15 protein-coding genes and 1 tRNA gene are annotated in these 23,657 nt (G+C 65.7%); 5 read left to right on the top strand and 11 right to left on the bottom strand.

Going from position 1 to position 23,657, the window contains the following annotated elements:
* Nucleotides 1-30 precede the first annotated feature (30 nt).
* The 5 genes from FO470_RS04325 to FO470_RS04305 all read right to left on the bottom strand — a co-directional run bounded on the left by FO470_RS04325 (nt 31) and on the right by FO470_RS04305 (nt 11,525).
* On the bottom strand, nt 31-939 hold the full coding sequence (locus FO470_RS04325; protein ID WP_144341655.1) for a transglutaminase family protein: 909 nt from the start codon (nt 937-939) through the stop codon (nt 31-33).
* Nucleotides 936-3,449 carry a circularly permuted type 2 ATP-grasp protein gene (locus FO470_RS04320; protein ID WP_144341654.1) on the bottom strand — a complete coding sequence of 838 codons (2,514 nt, stop codon included), beginning with the start codon at nt 3,447-3,449 and terminating at the stop codon, nt 936-938. Before FO470_RS04320 ends, FO470_RS04325 begins: the two co-directional genes overlap by 4 nt.
* An 80-nt stretch (nt 3,450-3,529) precedes the next feature.
* Nucleotides 3,530-6,844, bottom strand: a complete 3,315-nt coding sequence (locus FO470_RS04315) for a transglutaminase family protein (protein ID WP_144341653.1) — start codon at nt 6,842-6,844, stop codon at nt 3,530-3,532.
* A gap of 260 nt (nt 6,845-7,104) precedes the next feature.
* Nucleotides 7,105-10,287, bottom strand: a complete 3,183-nt coding sequence (locus tag FO470_RS04310) for an efflux RND transporter permease subunit (RefSeq protein ID WP_144341652.1) — start codon at nt 10,285-10,287, stop codon at nt 7,105-7,107.
* A 59-nt stretch (nt 10,288-10,346) separates the two neighbouring features.
* Entirely contained in the window at nt 10,347-11,525 is a 1,179-nt protein-coding gene (locus FO470_RS04305) for an efflux RND transporter periplasmic adaptor subunit (RefSeq protein ID WP_144341651.1), read from the bottom strand.
* A 575-nt stretch (nt 11,526-12,100) separates the two neighbouring features.
* On the opposite strand from FO470_RS04305, the gene FO470_RS04300 reads away from it, so the two are divergent.
* The 3 genes from FO470_RS04300 to FO470_RS04290 all read left to right on the top strand — a co-directional run bounded on the left by FO470_RS04300 (nt 12,101) and on the right by FO470_RS04290 (nt 13,035).
* On the top strand, nt 12,101-12,397 hold the full coding sequence (locus tag FO470_RS04300; RefSeq protein ID WP_244616854.1) for a hypothetical protein: 297 nt from the start codon (nt 12,101-12,103) through the stop codon (nt 12,395-12,397).
* Nucleotides 12,398-12,609: 212 nt separating this feature from the next.
* Nucleotides 12,610-12,699 (top strand) — tRNA-Ser (locus FO470_RS04295).
* 96 nt (nt 12,700-12,795) lie between these two features.
* Nucleotides 12,796-13,035 carry a hypothetical protein gene (locus FO470_RS04290; RefSeq protein WP_144341649.1) on the top strand — a complete coding sequence of 80 codons (240 nt, stop codon included), beginning with the start codon at nt 12,796-12,798 and terminating at the stop codon, nt 13,033-13,035.
* A 463-nt stretch (nt 13,036-13,498) separates the two neighbouring features.
* Here the strand turns inward: FO470_RS04290 and FO470_RS04285 are convergent, their stop codons facing one another.
* The 6 genes from FO470_RS04285 to FO470_RS04260 all read right to left on the bottom strand — a co-directional run bounded on the left by FO470_RS04285 (nt 13,499) and on the right by FO470_RS04260 (nt 21,447).
* On the bottom strand, nt 13,499-14,914 hold the full coding sequence (locus tag FO470_RS04285) for an MltF family protein (protein WP_246659465.1): 1,416 nt from the start codon (nt 14,912-14,914) through the stop codon (nt 13,499-13,501).
* Between the two features lie 363 nt (nt 14,915-15,277).
* Complete coding sequence (locus tag FO470_RS04280) at nt 15,278-16,063, bottom strand: bestrophin-like domain (RefSeq protein WP_144341648.1); 786 nt, start codon at nt 16,061-16,063, stop codon at nt 15,278-15,280.
* 98 nt (nt 16,064-16,161) lie between these two features.
* Nucleotides 16,162-17,319: an HlyD family secretion protein gene (locus tag FO470_RS04275; RefSeq protein ID WP_144341647.1), complete on the bottom strand. Its 1,158-nt coding sequence runs from the start codon at nt 17,317-17,319 to the stop codon at nt 16,162-16,164.
* A 15-nt stretch (nt 17,320-17,334) separates the two neighbouring features.
* Nucleotides 17,335-17,688, bottom strand: a complete 354-nt coding sequence (locus FO470_RS04270) for a DUF3302 domain-containing protein (RefSeq protein WP_144341646.1) — start codon at nt 17,686-17,688, stop codon at nt 17,335-17,337.
* Between the two features lie 239 nt (nt 17,689-17,927).
* Nucleotides 17,928-19,874: an alkyl/aryl-sulfatase gene (locus FO470_RS04265; RefSeq protein ID WP_144341645.1), complete on the bottom strand. Its 1,947-nt coding sequence runs from the start codon at nt 19,872-19,874 to the stop codon at nt 17,928-17,930.
* 919 nt (nt 19,875-20,793) lie between these two features.
* Nucleotides 20,794-21,447 carry a hydrolase gene (locus FO470_RS04260; RefSeq protein ID WP_144341644.1) on the bottom strand — a complete coding sequence of 218 codons (654 nt, stop codon included), beginning with the start codon at nt 21,445-21,447 and terminating at the stop codon, nt 20,794-20,796.
* A 153-nt stretch (nt 21,448-21,600) separates the two neighbouring features.
* Here FO470_RS04260 and FO470_RS04255 point away from each other — a divergent pair, with 153 nt between their 5' ends.
* Together FO470_RS04255 and FO470_RS04250 are read left to right on the top strand one after the other, a co-directional pair.
* Nucleotides 21,601-22,494 carry a LysR family transcriptional regulator gene (locus tag FO470_RS04255; RefSeq protein ID WP_144341643.1) on the top strand — a complete coding sequence of 298 codons (894 nt, stop codon included), beginning with the start codon at nt 21,601-21,603 and terminating at the stop codon, nt 22,492-22,494.
* A gap of 212 nt (nt 22,495-22,706) precedes the next feature.
* Complete coding sequence (locus FO470_RS04250; protein WP_144341642.1) at nt 22,707-23,642, top strand: pirin family protein; 936 nt, start codon at nt 22,707-22,709, stop codon at nt 23,640-23,642.
* Nucleotides 23,643-23,657: the final 15 nt, after the last annotated feature.

Genomic DNA, 23,657 nt, shown 5'->3' with positions numbered 1-23,657 from the left:
CTCGCGTCCCCCGTCCTGTCGCGGTCCCGCTTACGCCGGCCCCTCCACGGGGAGCGGCTCGGGAGGAATGGGAATGACGTCGACGGCGACGTCGAGCTTCTGCCGGCCGGAGCCCAGCACCACGCCGCCGATGGGCGCCACGTCGGTGTAGTCGCGCCCGACCGCCAGCACGACATGATCGGTCGCGACGATGAGCGCGTTGGTGGGGTCGAGCCCCTGCCAGCCGATCTCCTCGCCGCACCACACCGCCACCCAGGCATGGGTGGCGTCGGCCCCCTGAAGCCGCTCCTGTCCCGGCGGCGGCTTGGTGCGCAGGAAGCCGGACACATAGGCCGCCGGCAGACCGAGCCCGCGCAGCCCGGCGATCATGATATGCGCGAAGTCCTGGCAGACCCCCCGCCGCATATGGAACGCCTCCAGCGGCGGGGTGGAGACGTCGGTGGCGCGGGGGTCGTAGGTGAACTCGCCATGGAGGCGATTCATCAGGTCGATGGCGCCGGCAAGCATCGGCCGGCCGGGCGGGAAGCTCTCGCCCGCCCAACGGGTGATGGGCTCACTCAGCGGCACGGCGGGACTCGGGCAGATCTGGTGCACGGGCGAGCGGGGCGACAGGTCCGGGCTGGCGTCGGTGGCCTCGCGCACCTCCTCCCAGCTCGGGCCCGAGGCGGCGTCGACGGCCGGCGGCGGCTCCACCTCCACCCGTGCACCCGTATGGACCGTGAAGCTGGTGTGCGGCGTCTCGATGCGGATGTGCACCACCCGGTTGCCGAAGAAGTCAGATGTTTCCGTCCACTCCACCGGCTCGGGCTCGACGGTGAAGTGACTGGAGAGGACGCGCTGGTTCGGGCGGTCCACCGGCACCATACGCACGACATGCCGCGCCACCGGCACCGGCCAGGCGTAGGAATAGGCCGTGGTCTGGTGAATGTCGTACCTCATGCCAGCAGGTCCCACGGCGTCTCCACCGGCTGCCGATGAATGAAGTAGTGCTCGGCCACGTCGTTCGACAATTCCATCAGCTCGGCCTCGACCTCGCGCAGCCGCGCGTCGTCGAATTCGGCGGCGCTGAAGGCCTTCATCGAGGCGGCAAGGCGGGCGGCGAGACGCTCCTCCACAGGTGGCGGCTCGTCGCCGAAATGGCCGGGGAGCACATCGAGATGCCCGACGATGGCGTCGATCTGGAAGGCCAGCGAGCGCGGATTCACCGGATCGAGCAGCACGAGGTCGAGCACCGGCGCGCGGCTCTCCACCATGACGTAGCGCGAGCGGTAGGTGATCTGGCTGTCGCAGAGCTCCAGCAGCACGTCGAGCGTGCCGGCGGTCGGCGTATCGCCGACGAGGGCGCGCGTGACGCGGCAGGTGGCGATGGCGCGCTCGATACGCCGGCCGAGATCGAGGAAGCGCCAGCCGGACAGGCGGTTCATGTTCTCGGACGCGAAGCCGGAGAAGGCAGCGAGCGAACGCAGCGCCCGGTCCGTGCGCTCATAGGCGTCGGGCTCGGCGCTGGCGGCAGGGACCGGCTCGGCCATCATCAGCGCCAGATCGGCAAGGGTACGCCACGCATCCGGCGACAGGCGGTCGCGAATGACCGAGGCGGTCTGGCGGGCGGCCTCGATGAGATTCGGCAGCGCGCCCGGCAGGTCGCGACGCGACAGGGCGGCGAGGACGTGGCGCACGGGCTTGGCCCGGGTGACGTCGTCCGGCGCTGCGCCCCAGGACTGCAGCAGATCGAGCAGCTTGGGCACCGAGGCGCCGCCGCCTTCGGCGGTCGAGGAGAGACGCCCGGCCAGCGTGCGCAAGAGGCGCAGCGTGCTCTCGGCGCGCTCCACATAGCGCCCGAGCCAGAAGAAGTTGTCCGCCGCGCGGCTCGGCAGCGGGCCGGTCTGGCGCTTGACCTCCACGCGGCCGGCGGCCGGCAGCAGCGTGGTCTGCTCCACCGGCGCCCCGTCCAGCACCCAGACATCGGCCGAGCGGCCGCCGCTCTGCATGGTCACGGCGCGCGCGTCGAGACTGTCGGACACGCGGCAGAAACCGCCGGGCATGACGGTCCAGCCGGATTCGGTGGCCGCCACGAAGATGCGCAGGATGAAGGGCCGCGGCTCCAGCCTGCCGTTGCGCCAGACCGGCATGGTCGACAGTCGTACCGTCTCCTGGCCGACGATATCGACGCCGCGCGTGCGGATGGCATGCCGGATCGCCGCCCGCCGGGCCGGATCGAGGTCGGCGCCAATCACCGGCCCCTCGTCCAGCAACCCCGGCAAAGTGCGCTGGAAGGCCGGAGCGATCACGAGATCGTCGAGCCCGTCGAGAACCCGCTCGCGCTCGGCCGGCTGGCCGCACCACCAGGTGGCGACGTTCGGCAGGATCGGGCTCTCGCCGAGCACCTGCGCGCCGATCCGGGGCAGGAAGCCCATCATGGCCGGCGCCTCGACGACGCCCGCGCCGATGGCGTTCACCACCGCGACGCTGCCCGCGCGGATCGCCTGCATGAGTCCGGGCACGCCGAGATGCGAGCCCGGATTGAGCTCCAGCGGATCGGCATAGTCGGCGTCGAGGCGGCGCAGCAGCACGTCCACCCGCTTCAACCCCGCCACGGTGCGCACATAGACGACATTGTCGCGCACCGTCAGGTCGTCACCCTCCAGCAGCACGAAGCCGAGATAGCGGGCGAGATAGGCGTGCTCGAAATAGGTTTCGTTGAGCGGACCGGGGGTGAGCAGCCCCACCCGCCCCTCGCCCGAGCGGTCGAGCCTCGTCAGGCCGGCACGCATGGCCTGGAAATAGCCGGCCAGGCGCATGACGTTGAGCGAACGGGCGAGGTCCGGCAGCGCGCGGGCGATGGCGATGCGGTTCTCCAGCGCGTAGCCGGCGCCGGAAGGCGACTGCGTGCGATCGGAGAGCACCCACCAGCGCCCGTCCGGGCCGCGACCGATGTCGGCAGCATAAATCTTTAGGAAGCTGCCGCCATGCGGGTCCACACCGACCATGGGGCGCAGGAAGTCCGGATTGCCGGCGACCGCCGCCGCCGGCAGCGCGCCGGAGCGCACGAGATTGGCTTCGCCGTAGAGATCGGCCAGAACGGCTTCCAGCATCTGCGCGCGCTGGATCAGGCCGCGCTCCAGCGCGCGCCACTCGGCCTCGTCGATGACGAGCGGCAGATGCGCGATCGGCCAAGGCCGCTCGCCACCGTTCGGATCGTCATAGACGCGGTAGAACACGCCGGAGCGGTAGAGATGACGGTCGGCCGCCTGAAAGCGCCGGTTCACCTCGTCGACGCCCATCTCCGCCAGCGCCGCCAGCAAGGAGGTCCAATGCGCGCGCGGACGCCCCTCCGCGTCCACGAGCTCATCGTGGACGCCCGGCAAGGGCTGATATCCCGCCAGCAGCGCCTCGACCGCCTCTTCCTCGAAGCGGCGCGTGCGGGCCTGCGGCTCACTGCGACCGGCCATGGCTCCCTCTCTGCGCCGCCGGGGATGGCGAACGCAACCGGCCTGCCCGCGACGCATGCGCACGGCTACGCTCCGGCGGGTCAGACCCTCGCCGGACGCCGCAGGTCGAGCGTGGCCGGGAATTCGGCGGACGCCTCCTCCGGGGGCACGAACAGGTAGCCGGGAGTGTGGCCGTAATCCTGGAAGCGCGCCAGACGCCGGGCCTGCGCTTCGTAGGAATTCACCGGGAAAGTTTCGTAGTTACGGCCGCCCGGATGGGCGACATGGTAAACGCAGCCGCCCAGCGAACGGTTCGACCACAGGTCGACGATGTCGAAGGTGAGCGGCGCGTGCACCGGTATGGTCGGGTGCAGGCCCGAGGCCGGCTGCCATGCCTTGAAGCGCACGCCTGCCACGTGCTCGCCGAAACGCCCGGTCGGCAGCAGCGGCAGGCGCCGGCCGTTGCAGGCCACGACATGACGGATGGGGTTCAGCCCTTCCACCCGCACCTGCAGGCGCTCGACGGAGGAATCGACGAAGCGCACCGTGCCGCCGACCGCCCCTTCCTCACCCAGCACATGCCACGGTTCCAGCGCCTGGCGCAGTTCCAGCGTCACCCCGCCATGCTCCACCTGCCCGAAATAGGGGAAGCGGAACTCGCGCTGCGCCTCGAACCACATCGGGTCGAAGCGATAGCCGGCGGCGCCGAGATCGTGCAGCACGTCCATGAAGTCGGCCCAGACGAAGTGGGGCAGCATGAAACGGTCGGCCAGCGCCGTGCCCCAGCGGGCGAGCGGCCCGTCCTGCGGCTCTCGCCAGAAGCGGGCGACGAGGGCGCGCAGTAGCAACTGTTGCGCAAGGCTCATCCGCCAGTCCGGCGGCATCTCGAAGGAGCGGAACTCGACGAGGCCGAGGCGGCCGGTCGGCCCGTCCGGCGAGAACAGCTTGTCGATGCAGATCTCGGAGCGGTGCGTGTTGCCGGTGACGTCGGTGAGTAGATTGCGGAACAGCCGGTCGACCAGCCAGGGCGGCGGCGCCATCCCCTGCCCTGGCGCCGGCACGTTGGCCATGGCGATCTCCAGCTCGTAGAGGCTGTCGTGCCGCGCCTCGTCGACGCGCGGCGCCTGGCTGGTCGGGCCGATGAACAGGCCGGAGAACAGGTAGGACAGCGACGGGTGGCGCTGCCAGTAGGTGACGAGGCTCTTGAGCAGGTCCGGCCGGCGCAGGAAGGGGCTGTCGGCCGGGGTGGCGCCGCCGATCACCACATGGTTGCCGCCGCCGGTGCCGGTGTGGCGCCCGTCGATCATGAACTTCTCGGTGCCGAGGCGCGACAGCCGCGCTTCCTCGTAGAGGTCGCGGGTGATCTCGACGCAGGTCTTCCAGTTGGAGGCCGGATGGACGTTCACCTCGATAACGCCCGGATCGGGCGCCACGCGGATGACGTTGAGGCGCGGATCGACCGGCGGGGTGTAGCCCTCGATGTGCACCGGCAGCTTCAGTTCCGCCGCCGTCACCTCGATGGCGGCGAGCAGCTCCAGATAATCCTCCAGCCGCTCGGTCGGCGGCATGAACACGCACAGCCGCCCGCCGCGCGGCTCGATGGCGAGCGCGGTGCGCACCGAGCCGGTGCCGGTGAGCACCTGGTCGACCTGTTCCTGCTGGTTCTCGTTGTCGAAAGAGGTGCGCTGGTAGAGCTGGTGCAGCGTCTCGGCATCCGGCAGCTCGCCTGACACGACCATCGGATCGGCCGGATTCACGTAAGGATAGGCAGCCGGCGGCACCCAGGGCAGGGCTGCCAGCGGCAGGCGAAAGCCGACCGGCGAATCGCCCGGCACCAGGAACAGCTTGCCGCGCCGGAAGCGCCACTTCTCGCTGACCCAGCCGCGGGTCGCGCGCGACTGCCAGCGCTGCACCGGCAGGATATAGCCGCTCGGGCGGCCGAGGCCGCGCTCGAAGACATGGGCGATGCGGCTGCGCGCCTCGGCATCCTCGAGCTTGGAATCGAACGGATCGACGTTCTCCGGCAGCTCGCTTTCCTTGAGAATCCAGTGCGCCGGGTCCTCATAGGCGGGCACGGCATAGCTCGCGCCGACGCCCAGCCGGTCGGCGAGGTTCTCGGTGAAGACGCGCGAATCCTCGGTGGTGGCGCCGGCAAGGTTCTCGGCGGCGATCAGGTCGGGATCGCGCCAGATCGGCTTGCCGTCCTTTCGCCAGTAGAGCGAGAAGGTCCAGCGCGGCAGGCTTTCGCCCGGATACCACTTGCCCTGGCCGTAATGCATCATGCCGCCGGGTGCGAAGCGCTTGCGCAGGCGGCGGATCAGGTCGTCGGCGCGCATGCGCTTGGTCGGGCCGACGGCCGACGTGTTCCACTCCGCGCCCTGATAGTCATCGATGGAGATGAAGGTCGGCTCGCCGCCCATGGTGAGGCGCACATCCTGCGCCGCGAGATCGGCGTCGACCTTGTCGCCGAGCGCGTCGAGCGCCGCCCACGCCTCGTCGGAGAAGGGCAGCGTCACCCGCGGCTTCTCGGCGACGCGCGTCACCTTCATGTCGAATTCGAACTCGGTCCTGGTGCCCTCCTCCGCCGTGAAGCCGCCGGTGATCGGGGCGGCAGAGAGGTAGTTCGGCGTGGCACAGAGCGGCAAATGGCTCTCGCCGCAGAGCAAGCCGGAGGTCGGGTCGAGGCCGATCCAGCCGGCGCCGGGCAGATAGACCTCGCACCAGGCGTGCAGGTCGGTGAAGTCGACCTCGGTGCCGGTCGGGCCGTCGAGCGCCTTCACGTCGGGCTTGAGCTGGATGAGGTAGCCCGAGACGAAGCGGGCGGCGAGGCCGAGCCGGCGCAGGACCTGCACCAAGAGCCAGCCGGAATCGCGGCAGGAGCCGGCGGCGAGCGACAGCGTCTCGTCCGGCTTCTGCACGCCCGGCTCCAAGCGGATGAGGTAGCCGACCCGCTGCTGGAGCTTCTGGTTGAGCGCGACGAGGTAGTCGACGGTCGGCGCGCCTTCGGACGGGCGCACCTCCTCGACGAAGGCGTCGATGAGCGGACCGCCCTCCTCCTGCTCCAGATAGGGGATCAGCTCCTTGGCGAGCTCGGGCGTGTAGGCGAAAGGCAGCTTCTCGGCATATTCCTCGACGAAGAAGTCGAACGGGTTGTAGACCGTCATGTCGGCGATGAGGTCCACCTCGACGCGGAACTCGGTCGCCTTCTCCGGGAAGACGAAGCGCGCCATCCAGTTGCCGAACGGGTCCTGCTGCCAGTTCACGAAATGGTTGGAGGGCGTGACCTTGAGCGCGTAGCTCTTCACCGGGGTCCGGCAATGCGGCGCCGGGCGCAGCCTGATGATCTGGGGCCCGAGCGAGACCGGACGGTCATACTTGTAGGCCGTGACGTGATGCAGGCTGGCGAAGATTGTCATAGGCACCAACTGACAGACGGAACATCGACCCGCGCGACACCGATCCTAGTCGGGCCGCGCGAAGCGGAACAACTAGGCTGAACGCACGAATCGTGCCGCATCGGTAATGCAAACGGCGCGGGGCCGGATTGCCCTGTGTCATGGCACCGCCAGCGGCGGCCATGCAGGCGACGGCCACGGCCCGCGGGAGCAGCCCACGGAAGCATCAGCCCGCTGCCGCAAATTGAGGCGACACGGGCCGGCATGGCGCGGATCCGGCGTCAGGTCGCCGAGGGCGAGGCTTCCTCGCCCGCCGCCGGCGCGGGCTGGGCGGGAGCGCCCTTGCGCCCGGCGCGCCATTCCTCGAAGCGCTGCAGGACGGCGTAGAAGGACGGCACGAACAGCACCGCGAGGCAGGTCGAGGCCAGCATGCCGCTGAACACGGCGATGCCGATGGACTTGCGCGAATTGGCGCCGGCGCCGGTGGCGAGCACCAGCGGCAGCACGCCCAGGATGAAGGCGAAGGAGGTCATCAGGATCGGCCGGAAACGCAGCCGGGCGGCTTCCACCGCCGCCTCCATGATCTCCATGCCCTCCGCCCGCTTCTCGCGGGCGAATTCGACGATGAGGATGGCGTTCTTCGCCGACAGGGCGATGAGCAGGATCAGGCCGATCTGCGTGTAGAGATTGTTGGAGATGCCGAGCCCGGTGAGCGCGCCAACCGTGCCGAGCAGCGCCAGCGGCACGGCGAGCAGCACGGAGAGCGGCAGGATCCAGCTCTCGTACTGGCCGGCCAGCACGAAATAGACCAGCAGGATGGCGAGGCCGAACACGTAGTAGACCTCGTTGCCGACCACCGCCTCCTGGTAGGACATGGCGCTCCATTCGAAGCCGGTGCCCGGCGGAAGCGTATCGTCGGCGACCTGCGCCATGATGTCGAGCGCCTGCCCGGAGCTGAATCCGGTCGCCGGCGCGCCGAGCACCGTCGAGGCCGGGTAGAGATTGTAGAGCGTGATCAGCGGCGGGCCGAACGCCGGCTCCACCTGCGCCAGCGTGCCGAGCGGCACCATGTCGCCGCTGGGCGTGCGGATCTTCAGGTTGAGGATCTCCTCGGGCGTGCGGCGGTAGTCGGCCTCGGCCTGGATATAGGCCTGGAAGGTCTGACCGAACTGGTTGAACTGGGTCACGTAGCTCGACCCAACATAGCCCTGCACGGTCGCGAAGACCTGGCCGACGGTGACGCCCAGCGTTTCCGCCTTGATGCGGTCGATCTTGAGGAAGAGCTGGGGCACGTTGGCCCGGAACGACGTGCTCAGGTGCTGCAGCGACGACTGGCTCGACGCGTTCCTGACCACCGACTGGGTCAGGCTCTGCAGCTCGGCAAAGTCGAAGCTGCCGTTCTTCGACTGGACCATCATGGTGAAGCCGCTGGCATTGCCGATGCCCTGAATCGCCGGCGGCACCAGCACGAAGGTGACGGCGCCGTCGACCTGCTCGAGCGCCTTGTTCAGCGAGGTATAGATCTCCAGCAGCCCCTCGCCGGCCTTGTCGCGCACGTCCCAGTCCTTGAGCATGACATAGGCGACGCCGCCATTCGGCAGGGTGGCGTTGTTGTCCAGCACCGACACGCCGGAAATGGCGATCACGTTCTCCACGCCGGGCGTCTTGGAGGCGATGTCGGAGATCTGCTGCATCACCTCGTTGGTGCGCTGGAGCGAGGCGGCGTCGGGAAGCTGCGCGCCGATCAGCACGTAGCCCTGGTCCTCGGTCGGCAGGAAGCCGGTGGGCACGCGCGTCAGCCCCCAGATCGCCACGCCGATCAGCACCAGGGCGACCGCGACCGTGAGGTAGCTCACATGCACCATGCGGCGGATGAGACCGGCATACCAATGCTCGGCCCGGTCATAGACCGCATTGAAGCCGCGGTAGAAGAAATTGCGCTTCTCCGGCGGCACCGGCGGGCGCAGCCAGAGCGCGCACTGCGTCGGCTTCAGCGTCATGGCGTTGACGGCGGAGATCAGCGCGGTGGCGGCGATGACCAGCGCGAACTGCTGGTAGAGCTGGCCGGTGAGGCCCGGCATGAAGGCCGCCGGCAGGAACACCGACATCAGCACCAGCGTGATGCCGATGATCGGGCCTAACAGCTCGTCCATCGCCTTCTCGGCGGCGAGGCGGCCGGGCAGGCCCTTCTCGATATGGCGCGCGACGCCCTCGACGATGACGATGGCATCGTCGACCACGATGCCGATGGCGAGCACGATGGCGAACAGGGTGGACAGGTTCACCGTGAAGCCCATCGCCGCCATTGCGGCGAAGGTGCCGATGATCGTTACCGGGACGGTGGTCGCCGGCACCAGCGTCGCCCGCCAGTCCTGCAGGAAGACCAGGATGACGATGAGCACCAGGATGCCCGCCTCGAACAGCGTCTTGTAGACCTCGTTGACCGAGGCGTTGACGAAGACCGTGGTGTCGAACGGGATCTGGTAGGCGAGGCCGGGCGGGAAGTCCTTGGCGAGCTGGGCCATCTTCTCGCGCACGGCGGTCGCCACCGCCAGCGAATTGGCCTCCGGCAGCTGGTAGATGCCGAGCGCCGCGGCGGCCTTGCCGTTGAAGGTAAAGGTCTGGCTGTAGGTCTGCGCGCCGAGCTCCACCCGCGCCACGTCCCGCAGGCGGGTGATGCGCCCGCCATCGGCGTTCGAGACCTTGACGATGATGTTCTCGTAGTCGGCCGCGTCGTTGAGGCGGCCGTCCATCAGCAGCGTGAACTGGAAGTTCTGTCCCTTCGGCACCGGCGGCATGCCGACCACGCCCGAGGCGACCTCCTGGCTCTGCTGCTGGATGGCGTTGATCACGTCGTCGGGGGTGAGCTGGCGGGCCTGCAGCTCATCGGGATCGAGCCAGACGCGCATGGCGTACTGGCCGGCGCCGAAGATGTTGACGTTGCCGACGCCGTCGAGGCGGGCGATCTCGTCCTGCAGGTTGATGACGCCGTAATTGGCGAGGAACAGGCTGTCGTAGCGCTCGTCCGGCGAGTACAGGGTCACGAACTGGAGGATGGCCGTCGACTTCTTCTGCGTGGTGACGCCCTGCACCTGGACGGCCTGCGGCAGCGAGGCCATGGCGATGGCGACGCGGTTCTGCACCAGCACCTGGGCGAAGTCCGGATCGGTGCCGATGGCGAAGGTGATGGTCAGCGTGTAGGTACCGTCGCTGGCGCTCGTCGACTGCATGTAGAGCATGCCTTCGACGCCGTTGACCTGCTGCTCGATGGGCAGCGCGACCGTATCGATCAGCGTGCGCGCGCTGGCGCCGGGATAGAGCGTCGTCACCTGAACGGTCGGCGGCACCACGTTGGGATACTGCGCCACCGGCAGCTTGATCAGCGCCACGCCGCCGATCAGCACGAAGACCAGCGCCAGCACGTTGGCGAGAACCGGCCGTTCGATGAAGAAGCGGGAGATCATGCTGCGGGCCTTCGGTTCGAGCGGTCCGGTTCAGGGGTCGCGAAAGTCGGTTGCCAGCCTCAGTTGCCGGTCTTGCTCGCCGGCGCGGGCTGGGCGGCCGGTTCGGTTTTCGCCGGTTCGGTGCCGGCCGCGGGCGGAGGCGCCAGAGGCGGCGCCTCGACCGGGTCGACCTTCGATCCCGGCGTCGCGCGCTGGATGCCGCCGATCACCACCCGGTCGCCGGCGGCGAGGCCGGATTCGATCACGCGGTACTGCCCGACCTGCTGGCCGGCGGTGACGACCTTCTGCTCGACCACGTTGTCCTTGTTGACGACGAGCACGTACTTGCCCTGCTGCGCCGCGCCCACGGCAGTGTCCTCGACCAGCAGGGCGTCGGGAATGTCCTGCACGGGCACGCGCACCCGCACGAACAGGCCGGGCAGCAGCGACAGGTCCTTGTTCTCGAACAGGCCGCGCACCAGCAGCGTGCCGGTCGAGGGGTCGAGCTCCGGCGAGACGTAGTCCAGCCGGCCCTTGTGCGGATAGTCGTTGCCTTCGTTCTGGAGACCGATGTCGATCTCGACCTCCTTGACCTGCTCGATGGTCCGGCCCCGCGCGGCGAGCGCCTGCTTGATGCGCAGGACCTGGTTCTCGTTCAGGTTGAAGTAGGTGTAGATCGGGTCCATCTGCACGATGGTCGCGAGCTTGGTCGGCTCGCTGTGGCCGACGAGCTGGCCGACATCGGCGAGGTGGCGGGTGACGATGCCGTCGAACGGCGCGATCACCGTGGTGTAGCCGAGATTGATGGTGGCGATCTCGATATTGGCCTTCGCCGCGTCGACCGAGGCCTGCGCCTGCTCCATCGCCGCGCGCGCCTTGTCGACGGTGGCCTGCGAGGAGAAGTCCTGCTGGCCCAGCGTTTTCTGGCGCTGATATTCGGCCTGGTTGTTGGTCAGCTGCGCCTCGGCGGAGGCGAGTTGCGCTTTCGCCTGATCGAGATTGGCCTGATAGGTGTCCTGCTGGATCAGGAACAGGCGGTCGCCCTTCTTCACCACCGCGCCGTCCTTGTAGTCGATCGACATCAGGAAGCCTTCGACGCGGGCGACCAGATCGACCGAGTTGATGGAAGCGGTGTTGCCGGTGAATTGGAGGTAGCGCGTCACCGCCTGCTGAAGCGGCGCGACGACCGTGACCTTGGGCGGCGGGGGCGCGACGTACTTGTTCTCTTCCGAGCAGGCCGCAAGCAGCAGAGCCGCCATGCCGGCACCGAGCAGACCGATACCAGCACGCCGCCGCCCGGCGAGACACACGCCCGGATTCATTCCGCTTCCCCCTGACACACGATCCTGCAGGGCGGACTATACATTCGACGAAACCATTGTCTAGCCACGATTATTTACCTGAAATGACATGTATAGTTCATTTTATGCAAAGTTGTTCCACGCCCATGACACGGCCGTGGATGCACGTCTCATGGCTTGCTGCACCGGACATCAGCACCCGTGACAACTTCGCGGTGGGACTATGCAGTCGACAGCGCGCCACGACTGGCGATCTCCCGACACGTTTACCCGCTGCGCGCCCGCTCCTCCCCGCGCATCCCGCCGCGAACCTCACCGTCATCTTTCACCGCCCCACACTCGACTCCCATGGCTTGCATGGTGGCGGCGTCGGCTCATCTCGACTTTTGTCCCGCTTCCTCTACGCTGCGGCGCGCGGTGAACCTGCAGCCAGAAGACGGCCCGAACGCCGCCGCGGGCCATGCCGGGGCGTGATCATGTATGCGACGGGAATGCGAGCCTTCCATCGGCTTGCGGTGGGAGCGCTGGCTCTCTTGGCCGGATCGGCCGCGGCCGCCGATTCCGGCCTCAAGCTCGAACAGGGCGACATCTTCACCAACGATGTCGGGACGGTGATGGGCGTCTCGGTGGTGAACAATACGTCGGCCACCGTGGGCTCAGTCGCCGTCAGCTGCGCGTTTACGCTAAAGGGCGAACCCGTCGGCTCGGCGAGCACGACCCTCTACAACATCGTCGCGGGTGCCAAGGGACAGGACCAGGTGCATCTCCTCGGGCCCAAGGCCGACGCGGCGACCTGCTCCATCACCTCGACCGGAGCGCCGCTGAACTGAGGCGCCGCACCGGCGGCTCCCATGCGACCGGGCGCTCTCCAGGGAGGGTGGATCGGCCGGCCGGCGGCGGGCTTTCCCCATCCTGCGCAAATCCGCCGCGGGACGGCTTGCCAGCGTGGCATGCTTCGCTATATTCCGCGCCTCTTCGACGGATCGGCGCCGGCCCGCCCGGACGCTTCGTCGAGGACCGACGGGCCACCGCGCCCGCGGACGGAGGGGTGGCCGAGTGGTTGAAGGCGCACGCCTGGAAAGTGTGTATACGGGGAACCGTATCGCGGGTTCGAATCCCGCTCCCTCCGCCAGCCAGTTAAGCAATTGATATTATTATATTTTTTACTTCCGGCATGCCGCGATAACTGCCGGAAAGTCCGGCACTTTTCCGACTCGCGGCCTTCTCCATGCCGCCAGATTTCGTCCTGGAAAGTGCCGCCCAGCCGATCGAGATTCTCGTTTTCGTCGATACCGGCACGTTCATCCATTCGGACGGTTACAGCGAAGAGGGCGCTTGCTTCAGATTACATCTGACGACCGACCAGCTGCGCACCTTCTATGAAGATCTTCGATCGGAGTACGACACCTTCTATCGACGGAACGGGATCGACGCCTATTTACGCGGTCGTAGGAAAGCCGAAGACTGACAACGTCAGACGTTTATCCGCCAAGCCACTGCTGCTGGTCGGCCACCATCCTTTCACGTCACCCCGACGTATAAGCGCACGCGGAGCGAGGCAAAGGCCACTCGATGCCTACCGTGGCGCACCCAGCGACCGGCGAACGTCGCCTCTGGGCCACCTGGGTGTACATTCCCAACTGCTGTCGGGAATGCCGTCCCGGCAAGTGACAATCTGTTCCCACCAAAACGCACTGCGATCCTGCCTAGGATCCCACCGCTAGGACGACGCCTGAAGCGCGAACTTATTTCTTGCAAACAGAAATCTCTTCCTGTGACCCGACAAGGACGCGCAAAAGCGACGATCTAGTGTCCCGGTTTTCTCTCCGAACAGGGAATTTGCAGGGAGACAGGTTCGCAGAAGTCTCCCTCCTCCGCCATTTCACGCCGAAACCGATCGCTTTGGGCATCGAAGGTAGCGACATAGAGCGCTATTCGGCCGTGGGCGCCACCTCGGTCGTGGCCGGCGGAACCTTCATCTTCCGGTCAAAGTACAATTTGTACGAGACGTAATATTTGTAGATGTTGCTGACATACTGGACGGTCTCGCGGCCGACGACCTTGGCGGCGCCGTGCTCGACATTGCCGAACCAGATATGCTCGTCGAGACCCATCCTGCCAGCCTCGCGCCGGAACTTCCGCAGATTGCCGGGGCCCGCATTGTAGGCGGCGATGGCGAACAGCATGCGGTTGATCGGAGTCAGGCCGGGTTCGTCGAGATAATGCATCTGCAAATGGTTGAGATATTTGGCGCCCGCTTCGATGTTGCGCTCGGCGCTCTTGTCGATCCCGCTGACGGCGACCGCCTTGTCCGCCGCCGTCGAGGGCAGCAACTGCATGATGCCGACCGCGCCGCGCGGGCTGCGGCGGCTCTGATCGAGCTGCGACTCCTGATAACCTTGCGCCGCCAGCAGCAATTCGTCGAAGGCGTAGCTCCTGCCATACTGGGTGAAGAGAGCGACGAGCCCGTCGAATTTTTCGAGTTCGGCCCGGTCATTGGCGGCGCGCACCATCCTATCGTTCTGATAGTATCGCTTCTTCAGCACGTTGCCGAATGTCGTGCCCACTCGATGAACGGCAACGAAAGCGTCGAGTAATGAGGTGAGCTCGGGGCTGCCCTTGCGTATGGCCCAGGCGATCTTCTGGTCCCGCGCAATCGCAATATCCTTCTGCAGCGTGATGTTGCCGAACACCGCCGTCCATATCTCGGCCTTGTGACGATCAACAATTGTCCACGGCAGCAGTCCACTATTCACCATTTCGAGCAGATCTTCGTCCTCGAGATTCTCATCGATAGCCTCGACGCCGATCTCCTCCGTTCCCTGGCGTCTGCGCTCGTCGTTCAGCGCCGTCAAATGCATGAAATAACTGCTGCTCCGCCGGAGCGGAATCGCCATGCCGGCAAGGTCGTTGAGCGAGCCGGGAACGGTGGCCGATGGCCCCGTCACCAGGATCTCGCTGACGCCGGTCGCCAGCGGCTGGGTGAAGTCGACGAGCTTTTGGCGTTCGGACGTGATGGTAAGATTGGCGGCGATGATGTCGCCTCGTCCATCAAGCAGCGCGGGGATAAGCTGATCGCGTGCCGTCGGGACGAAGGCGACCCGCACCCGTTCGATCTCCTTCCTGCGGCTGCGATTGATGTAGCTCTCCAGCGCCTGCCCGAATTCGACCGCCGTCCCGAATTGCCGGCCTCGGTCGATGAAGTAGATCGTCTTGCTGTAGGGCACGAGTATGCGGATGAGCCGCCGCTTCTCCATTCCGTGGAGGTCGCCGGTCCACGGCTTGAATCCCGGGCCGGACAGCATGTCCTGGGCGGAGGCCGGCATCGGCATTAGCCACAGGAGCATCAATGCACCCGCGAGGCAGGTCTTCGTGGGAAAAATGCACAGTCCGTGCGTCTCCCACCCCGACATCCACACCGTCAGCGACCGCTTCCACCCAGCGAACAGCCCGCAATGCACCGCCAACTCCCCACTTCCAGCTCGCCAGCGCGGCAATCGCGACTGCCGCGCTGGCGAGCCCATATCACAGGTCGCAGTCGGCCCCGGACGTGTCGATGGCCGCGAGATTCCAGAGGATTAGCGAACGGCCTCCGGCGCAGCGCCACCTGCAACGCAAATCGCTTTGCAGCGCGACCCAACCGGCAGGCTTAGTGGACCAATGGCGCGACGGCTCGGAACATCCGCATCACGTCGAAATCGATACGACGATCACCGCGGACGCCCCAACTGCTCTGCGATGGCCTCAGCCGCCTCCTCCATCGGAAGCTGGCTGACATGGATAAAGCCGCTGCCAGGCCTGTCGAGATCATGGATCAACAGCATGACGAGGGCGATCAACGAGCCCACGAGATAAGCCGGCAATCGCGGCTGATACGGCCTCACACCACTTCCGTATCCGAGCAGACCAATGGCGGTGACGGCGATTCCGTAGAGCCCGAACAGTACGATATCCGGCACATGGCTCCGCAAGGCAGCCACTCGACTGGTCTGGTTGTCGAAGACCTGCCCGAGGGATTGAATGAACAGGCCGGTCGGCACCATGGCATTGTCGGTATCGGCCAAACCTATGCCGAGCCGCCACAGCTTTTCCTGAATGACGTTGGAACGCTCGACCGCTGCGCGCAGCGAATCCGGCGTCAGGAATTGCGCCTTCAGGCTGAGGCGGATGCCGGTATAGTCACTGAGCAGCGTCAAGGCCTCGATGTTCCGTGGTTCCGGCAGAAGGCGGGCGAGCATCGCCGCAGAGACGATGGAATTCGCCTCGGACAGGACCGCCTCACGCCGGGCTTCGTGTCGAGACAGCGACATCGCGAAGGTAAAGCCGATCATAAGCGCCAAAAGGCCAAGCACCGCCCCCTCGAGGGTGGACACGTGCTCGCCGCCAGCGCTTCTGGCTCTACGGCCGAGGTAACGGCCGAACTCGATGGCAAGAGCAAATGCTATGAGACTGGCGAACAATATTCCCAGCAGAGAGAAACCGGCGAAATCAATCATTTTCGAGTATCCTTGTGGGCCGGCGCCGCTCCCACCCGCCCCCGAAGCCACGACGAAGTGTCCAGCGGGCTACAACTACCAATGTCCTGAGCCGGCTCTCAGATATTGAGCGGATAAAGCCACGCCAGCCATGTGTGCATGCGGATCGCCACTTTGCGCAGGGCCGCCCAGGCTCCCCGGTCGCCATTCACGTAGATCGCCACCGACCCCTGCGCCCCGATGGGAAACTTGGATTGATCGCGATCATCCAGCAGAATCTTCACCGCATACTGCCCTTGGGGAAGACTGGGATCCACGGGCTCGAAACGCGGGATTTCGGCCGTCGGCAAAAGCTGGCCCTGCCCGTTCGCCTTCCAGATGCTGTCGACACGTCCCTTGAAGATCTGGCCGGGATACAGGTCGAAAGCCACTTCGGCATATTGGCCAGGCGCCACATACTTCAGGTTCTCCTGAAAATATGTCGCCAGCAGATACCGGTTATCCTCGGCTATGAGAACGGCAATGCCGCCGATGCGCAGAATGCCGGACACCATTCCGGGGCGCACCTGCAAATTGATGACACGCCCGTCCTCCGGGGCGTTCAGAACCGTATTGTCAAGATAGAACTGCGCCTGCTGAAGGTCCGCCTCAAGGTTTGCGACCGACGTGTGGACACCATCGATACTTGACTCATACTGCAGGCGGGCCACCTGAAGCTCGGCCTGGGCGGCATGAAGACGCGCCGTGTCGCCCTTCACCGTATCGCGCCACTTGATCGCCTGTTCGAGCCGCCCGACCCCTTTCTGAATGAGGATGTTGTAGTCGTCCATCTGGTTCGTGGAATAGGCGAGCGCAGCCTCGGCCTCCACCACCTGATTTTCGGCCGTCTTGATGTTGGTGCCGAGCACCTTCACGTTCTGCTGGGCAGCGGCGAGCTGGGCCTTGAGCTGATTGACCCTCGCCTCGTAGATCGTGCGATCGAACTTGAAAAGCGGATCACCTTTCCTGACCGGCATGTTGTCCTCGACCAGCACCTCGGTGATCAAGGTCGGTTCCGACAGGCGCGGGATCAGTTGGATCGTGTGCTGGATGATTGTCGCGCTGGTCGAATAGGGCGTGACGAACCGCAGCCCGATCACGAAGATCAGCGCCAGATGCAGGAAGAAGACGCTGAAGCCGAAAATCCAGCCGGGCGTCAGGCGCAACAACTTCAGCTTGAAGAAGATCACCCAGAACAGGAGCGTAGCGATGGCGAGAACGAGCATGCCGATCATCATGGCGATATCACCTCGTCACGATGCACCGTTTTCGTCACTACTTCTCTTGTCGGCAAAGGCAAGCGGCGTCTTTCCCTTGAGTCGCGAAATCATTTCCTCGGTCTCTTTCTTGACCTGACGAGGCGTATAACGCAGATCAACCACATCCGTCGGCTTGAATGCCCAGATGAGGGCCTGAATCCAGGGCAGGACACCAAGAAAACCGAGCCAGCCCATCGTGTAGACCGCGTCGGCCTCGGGATGGTTTCTCGCGATCGCAATCCGCCCCGGGAGACCGAGAATGAAGATGACGATGAGTAGAAATGACATCCCGATAATGCCGAGGCTGGCAAGCGCGGTGTAATCCCAGAAGTCAAGCGCGAAGCCCATTGTCATCGTCCACGTTGAAGCCAAGGCCAAGTTCCCGGGCGGAGAATGCCGCCACAAGGCGGCACCTTCGCTGTGCGCCGGCACCCTTCGTGTCGTCTGGCGCCAATGGACCTCCGGTTGCCACGCAGCCGACATCCGCTGACGGGGGCCGCATTACCCCGCATCCGAACAACGCCCGAAGCGGAGCCCACCCGTGAGGGGGTGAGCTCTGTACCCGTGTTCCCGCGCCCGAGACGCGCTCATGGCGTGACGATGTTGAACCAGAAGTCGAACGTGTCGAGCAGGCTGACGAAGTCGGCTACCTTCTGCTGGTTGCCGTCGATCGTAACCTGACCTGCCGAGATGGCATCGGCCAGATTTGCTTGCCGCAGATTGATGTCGTCCAGCAGCGAACGATTCAGCGTGACGGTCGCGTCCGCCTGCTGGTCCTGGCGGCCGATCGTGTAGTTCATCACGCCGTTCGTCACGGAGAGGGTGAACTCCTGCTGCACATCCGGCAGGATGAAGTTCAGATAGATGTCATTTCCTGCTGCCTTGGGATGGTTGAGGCGGACGGCGAGGTAATCGAGATAGATCTCCAGCGGTAGCGCCCGCACGATATCCGGCGAGGCCGCGTCCGGCGTTGCCGCGCGGACGACTCCGTCGCGCAGTTCCTTGGCGCCCGACAGGTAGAAGTTGCGCCAGGGCCCGCTCTCGGCCTGATACCCCATCTGGGTGAGCGCCTTGGCGAGAAGCTCGCGGGCGTCCTTGTTGTCGGGATCGGCGAAGACCACATGGTTCAGCGCGGTCGCCACCCAGCGGTAATTTCCGGCCTCGTAATCGGTCTTCGCCTTGGCGATGATTGCATCGGCGCCGCCGGCGTATTCGACGAACTTCTTGCCCTGCTCGACGGGGGGCAGTTCGTGGAGCTGCGACGGATTGCCGGAGAACCAGCCGAAATAGAGCTGGTACTGCGCCTTTGCATTGTGGTTCGCCGTCCCGTAATAGCCCCGATTGGCGAAGCTCTTCGCAAGCCCGTCCGGCAATTGGACCTGTTCGGCGATCTCGACCATGGTCTCGCCCTTGTTGGCGAGGCGCAGCGTCTCGTCATGCAGGTAGCGATAGGTGTCGCGCTGGCCCTTCCAGAATTCGTTGACCGCGACATTGCCCCAGGTCGGCCAGTTGTGGCTGCCGATGCTGATCTCCACCTCGCCGCCGAACCGGTTGATCGTGTCGTTGATGTACTTGGCGAACTTGTCGCCATTGCGCACCTTCGCACCCCGCAGCGTGTAGAGATTATGCATCGTGTGGTTGATTTCCTCCGCCTGCATCATCGTCCTGAATTTCGGGATGTAGAACATGAACTCAGCGGGGGCCTCGGCACCCGGCGTGTTCAGGAAGACCATGTCGATACCGTCGACCGCCATCTCGGTCGGCGTTTCGGAGACGGTGACGGTGGGCTCGACTATCGTCACGGTACCGGCCGCCGTAGTCGGGCCAAGTCCGGAGCCGAGTGAGCCGGTCGGCCCTTTCTCCAGCAGATTGCCGTACATATAGCTGGCGCGCCGGCTCATCGTGTTGCCGGCAATGAGGTTCTCGCTGACCGCCTCTTCGAAGAAACCGACCGGCGCGATCACCGGGATCTTGCGCTCTGCGATTTCCTTTTCCGTGACAATCCCCTTCACGCCACCAAAATGGTCGACATGGCTGTGCGTGAAGATGACTGCGGTGACGGGCAGGTCTTCCACCTTCTCCCGCAGGAGCTTGAAGCCGGCCGCCGCGGTCTCGCTCGCGGTGAGCGGGTCGATGACGATCCAACCCTTGTCGCCGCGGATGAAGGTCATCACCGCGAGATCAAAGCCGCGGACCTGGTAGATCCCCCCCTTCACGACCTCGAACAATCCGTGGATGGCGTTGAGTTTGCTCTGCCGCCACAGGCTCGGATTGGCGGTATGGGGCGCCTCGCCCTTCAGGAAGTCGAACTGCGCCATGTCATAGATCACGGTACCGTCCGGCGCCGTGATCTGTTCTGCTTCAAGGGTTGCGATCTGGCCGCGCGTCGCGTTCTGGAAATCGACCTGGTCCTGGAAGGGCAGGTAGTTGAGCAGCGCTTCATGCGCGGCCTTCGTTGTTCCGGTGGCCTCATCGGCGAAGGCGGGGCCCGCAAACCCCGCCATCACGGCAGCAATCAGCCAAGTAAGTCGCATTCCATTGTCCTCGTCGCGGTCGCAGCGCGAATGTCACGATAGTCATCAGCTTTGCTTGCTTTCGTGCCGTACTTGGCATGTCAGAAATATACTGACCGGCAAGGATCATAGAATGATCGACCGTAAGCTTTGCAAGACAAGGCGTGCGAATGCCTACCGTCCACACCGCTTCCATTAACCAGCCTAGGCTCTCGAACTCAGCTCGCTTGGAGACAGTGCATGCCGTCGCAATTCTCGCTATGCAGATTCGGCCAACCAGAGATTCTGAGCCGCCATAGCCGCCGCTTGGTTGTGCGCTCTCCTCGTTGCCAAGCGCTTCCGTCTCTCGGTGACGCTTCCGCTCGTCGCGCCAAAGCGCCCCCCCTGGGCGCCTGCGCTTCTGGTCTGTTGATGATCTCAACCCAAGCGGCATGTGGGATCGGAGGCGGGCTGGCAGCTTTTGCGTGGTCGGACGGCCGGCAACCCGCGACAGCAATGGGGCATCCGTCAAGCCGTGCGCGATCTGCTGAATGGCTTGAGCGCGCCGCCGACTGGAGCCGTGGCCGGGGACCAATGGCGAGGCAGCAGAACAGCCTCCAGCCCCTTTTCGACAGTATGCCGGCGACCAGCGTGGTGACGGCGGAACCCGGCCGGGATGGAACCGCCTCTTCGGGGCCCCCCTCTTCGCGCCCACCTGCGGAACGCCGAGGCTGACGGTGGTGGGATCACGCACCGTCGCCGCACATGAGCGGGTCCGTTACGGCAGGCCAGATCGAACCGTTCCGGCGGAACGCTTCACCGGCCGCCGGCTCGGCCGGGCCCGGCGTCGGCGCAGATTGCGTTCGTCGCCGCCATCGCAACGCTTCCCCCCGAGGCGAGGGTGGCGAGGCTCTGCATACGGATCGATTGCGACTCGTATGAGGTCCCCGCCACCCCCGTATCAGCCCGCGGCGCTCGGCACCGGCGTGTGGAGCAGCTGCTGCTCCCACAGGTAAGCAATGCCGCTGCCGCCCCCGTGCTGCACGAGCACCTCGGTCAGCTTCACGGCGGTGTCGAGACGGGCCCAGTCGCGCTGCCATTCGCCGGCCACAGCCATCCACGTCATCACGTTGGCGCCGGCGGCGATCATGCGCTGGATGGCGACCTCATGGGATTCGACCGAAATACCCCCGGAGGCATCGGTGACCACCGTCACATCCCAGCCCTCGCCGAGAGCCTGGATCGCCGGCATCGCCACGCACACTTCGGTCCACAGGCCCGCGATGATCAGCTGCTTGCGTCCGGTCGCCTTGACCACATCCACCACCTTCGGGTCCTGCCAGGTGTTGATGAGCGTCCGGTCGATCACCTCCTGGCCCGGAAACACGTCGGTGATCTGCGGGAAGAGGAGCCCGCCCCGCTCGGCGATCACCGAGGTCAGGATGGTGGGGACGCCGAAGGCCTTGGCGGTCTTCGCAAGGGCCGCCGTATTGTTGATCACCATCTGCGGCTCGTGACTGTTCAGGTTCGCGAGCTGGTAGGGCTGGTGGTCGATCAAAACGAGGACCGAGTCTTCGGGACGAAGAAGCGAAGCAAGGCCGTTACGAAAAGTCATTGCTGCGTCCTTTGCTGCCGGTTTGAGCGGCATTGGTTTTGCGGGAGGCATGCGCCAGCGGGCGACGTTTGCCGGGCGCAACTTGCCGTTCCGTCAGATGATAGGGTAGCTCCATGGTCCGGCACGCTGTGTCGCGAAACGAGGAACGCCGAATTGGACATCGAGGATCTGCAGACCTTCGTCGCCGTGGCCGATGCCGGGGGCGTATCGGCCGCCGCGCGCCGGCTCGGCATCTCCAAGTCGATCGTCAGCCGGCGGCTTTTCCGGATCGAAGCGGAGCTTGGCGTGCAGCTTCTTGCGCGAACGACCCGGGGCGCCGCGCTCACGGAAGCGGGGATCACGTTCAGAGATCATGCCGCGCGGGCCAGCGCCGAGATCGACACCGCCAGGGAAGCGATCCTCCCCGCCGGAGAGCTGCGTGGCCGCCTCAGGGTCGCCATGCCGCTCACCTTCGGCCCGACGCACTTCGCCCCCGTGCTGGCGGAAATGGCGCGCCAGCACCCGCAGCTTCACATCCACACCTCCTATAGCGACCGCTTCGTCGATCTCATCGCGGACGGGTTCGATTGCGCGATCCGGGGCGCCTACCTTCAGGACTCGGACCTGATCGCCAAGCGCGTCGGGCCGATCCATGGAAAGCTCGTCGCAAGCCCGGATTACATCGAAGCGCACGGGTCGCCCGAGACACTGGACGAACTCGCCGCCCATCAGGCTCTCATGCAGGGAACGGAAGCCTGGCAGTTCATGGATGGCGACAGGACCGTCATGGTCCAGCCGCAGGGTAGGTTCAAGGCCGACAGCGCCACGGCGCTTGCCGCGGCGGCGGCGGCAGGTCTCGGCATCGCCTGGCTCCCCGACTGCATCACCTATAAATATGTGGCCTCCGGCGCGCTGGTCCCGATCATGACACGCTATCCGGTGCCTCCGGGGGCTGTGTATGTCGTCCGCCCGCCGGGTCAGCATCCCACGCGGAAAGTGCGGGTGCTCACGGAGATGCTGATCGAGTACTTCGCACGAAATTCGGACGTTTGGGGTCTCGACCGTTGAGAGCGCGAGCGGGGCAAAGCCCTATCGAGGACCTGCCCTCGACGTCGCTCCGCGACGGGCCGCCGATCTCGACGCCGCCACCCGCATGTTCCACTTACCGCGACACGGCTTGACGCATCACGGGACTAGCCGGGCATAGCCTCGTTCGCCAGCCTGCACACTCGCATCGGCAGGGGCGAAGCCTCCGGGAAGCCCAGGAGAGGATACGGCACATGAGTTGGAATCCGGCGATCGAACCAGGCCGTCCCGATGAGGTCGGCCTCGACGCGATCGAAACGCTCATCGTTCCACGCTCGCGCGATCTCGGCGGCTTCGAGGTCCGGCGCGCCCTGCCGGCGCCGAAGCGGCAGATGGTCGGGCCGTTCATCTTCTTCGATCAGGCCGGACCGGCCGAGTTCCTGACCGGGCAGGGCGTCGACGTCCGGCCGCACCCGCATATCGGCCTCGGCACCGTCACCTATCTCTATCGCGGCGACTTCCATCACCGGGACAGCACCGGGGCGGATCAGATCATCCGCCCGGGCGAACTGAACTGGATGGTCGCCGGGCGCGGCGTGACCCATTCCGAGCGCACGTCGGCGGCCGCCCGAAGCGGTCCGAACAGCCTGTTCGGCATTCAGACCTGGCTGGCACTGCCCGAGCGCCACGAGGACATGGCGCCGCTGTTCGAGCATCATGGCAAGGAAGCGCTGCCGGTGATCGAGGATCGCGGCGTCTCGGTCCGGCTCATCCTCGGAAACGCCTATGGCGAGAAGGCCCCCGCGACGATGTACTCGCAGACCTTCTACGCCGACGTGACGCTCGACGCGGGAAGCCGGCTGCCGATGCCCGATGATCACGAGGACCGGGGCATCTACATCCTCGAAGGCTCGATCTCGATCGCCGGCCAGGATTTCGAGGCTGGCCGGATGATGGTCTTCCGCCCCGGCGACAGGATCACGGTCGCCGCCGGCGACAAAGGCGCGCGGCTGATGATCCTCGGTGGCGCGACCCTACCGGGTTCCCGCTACATCTGGTGGAACTTCGTCGCGTCCTCAAGGGAGCGCATCGAGGAGGCGAAGGCCGAATGGCGCGCGCAGAACTGGGGCAAGGGGCGCTTCGATCTCCCGGTCGACGACCGGGATGAGCACATTCCCCTTCCGGACTGACCGGTACTCACCAGC

It is taken from the genome of Ancylobacter moscoviensis (genome assembly GCF_007559435.1).
Taxonomy (GTDB): Bacteria; Pseudomonadota; Alphaproteobacteria; order Rhizobiales; family Xanthobacteraceae; genus Ancylobacter; species Ancylobacter moscoviensis.
This window is presented reverse-complemented; position numbering and strand designations above follow the sequence as displayed.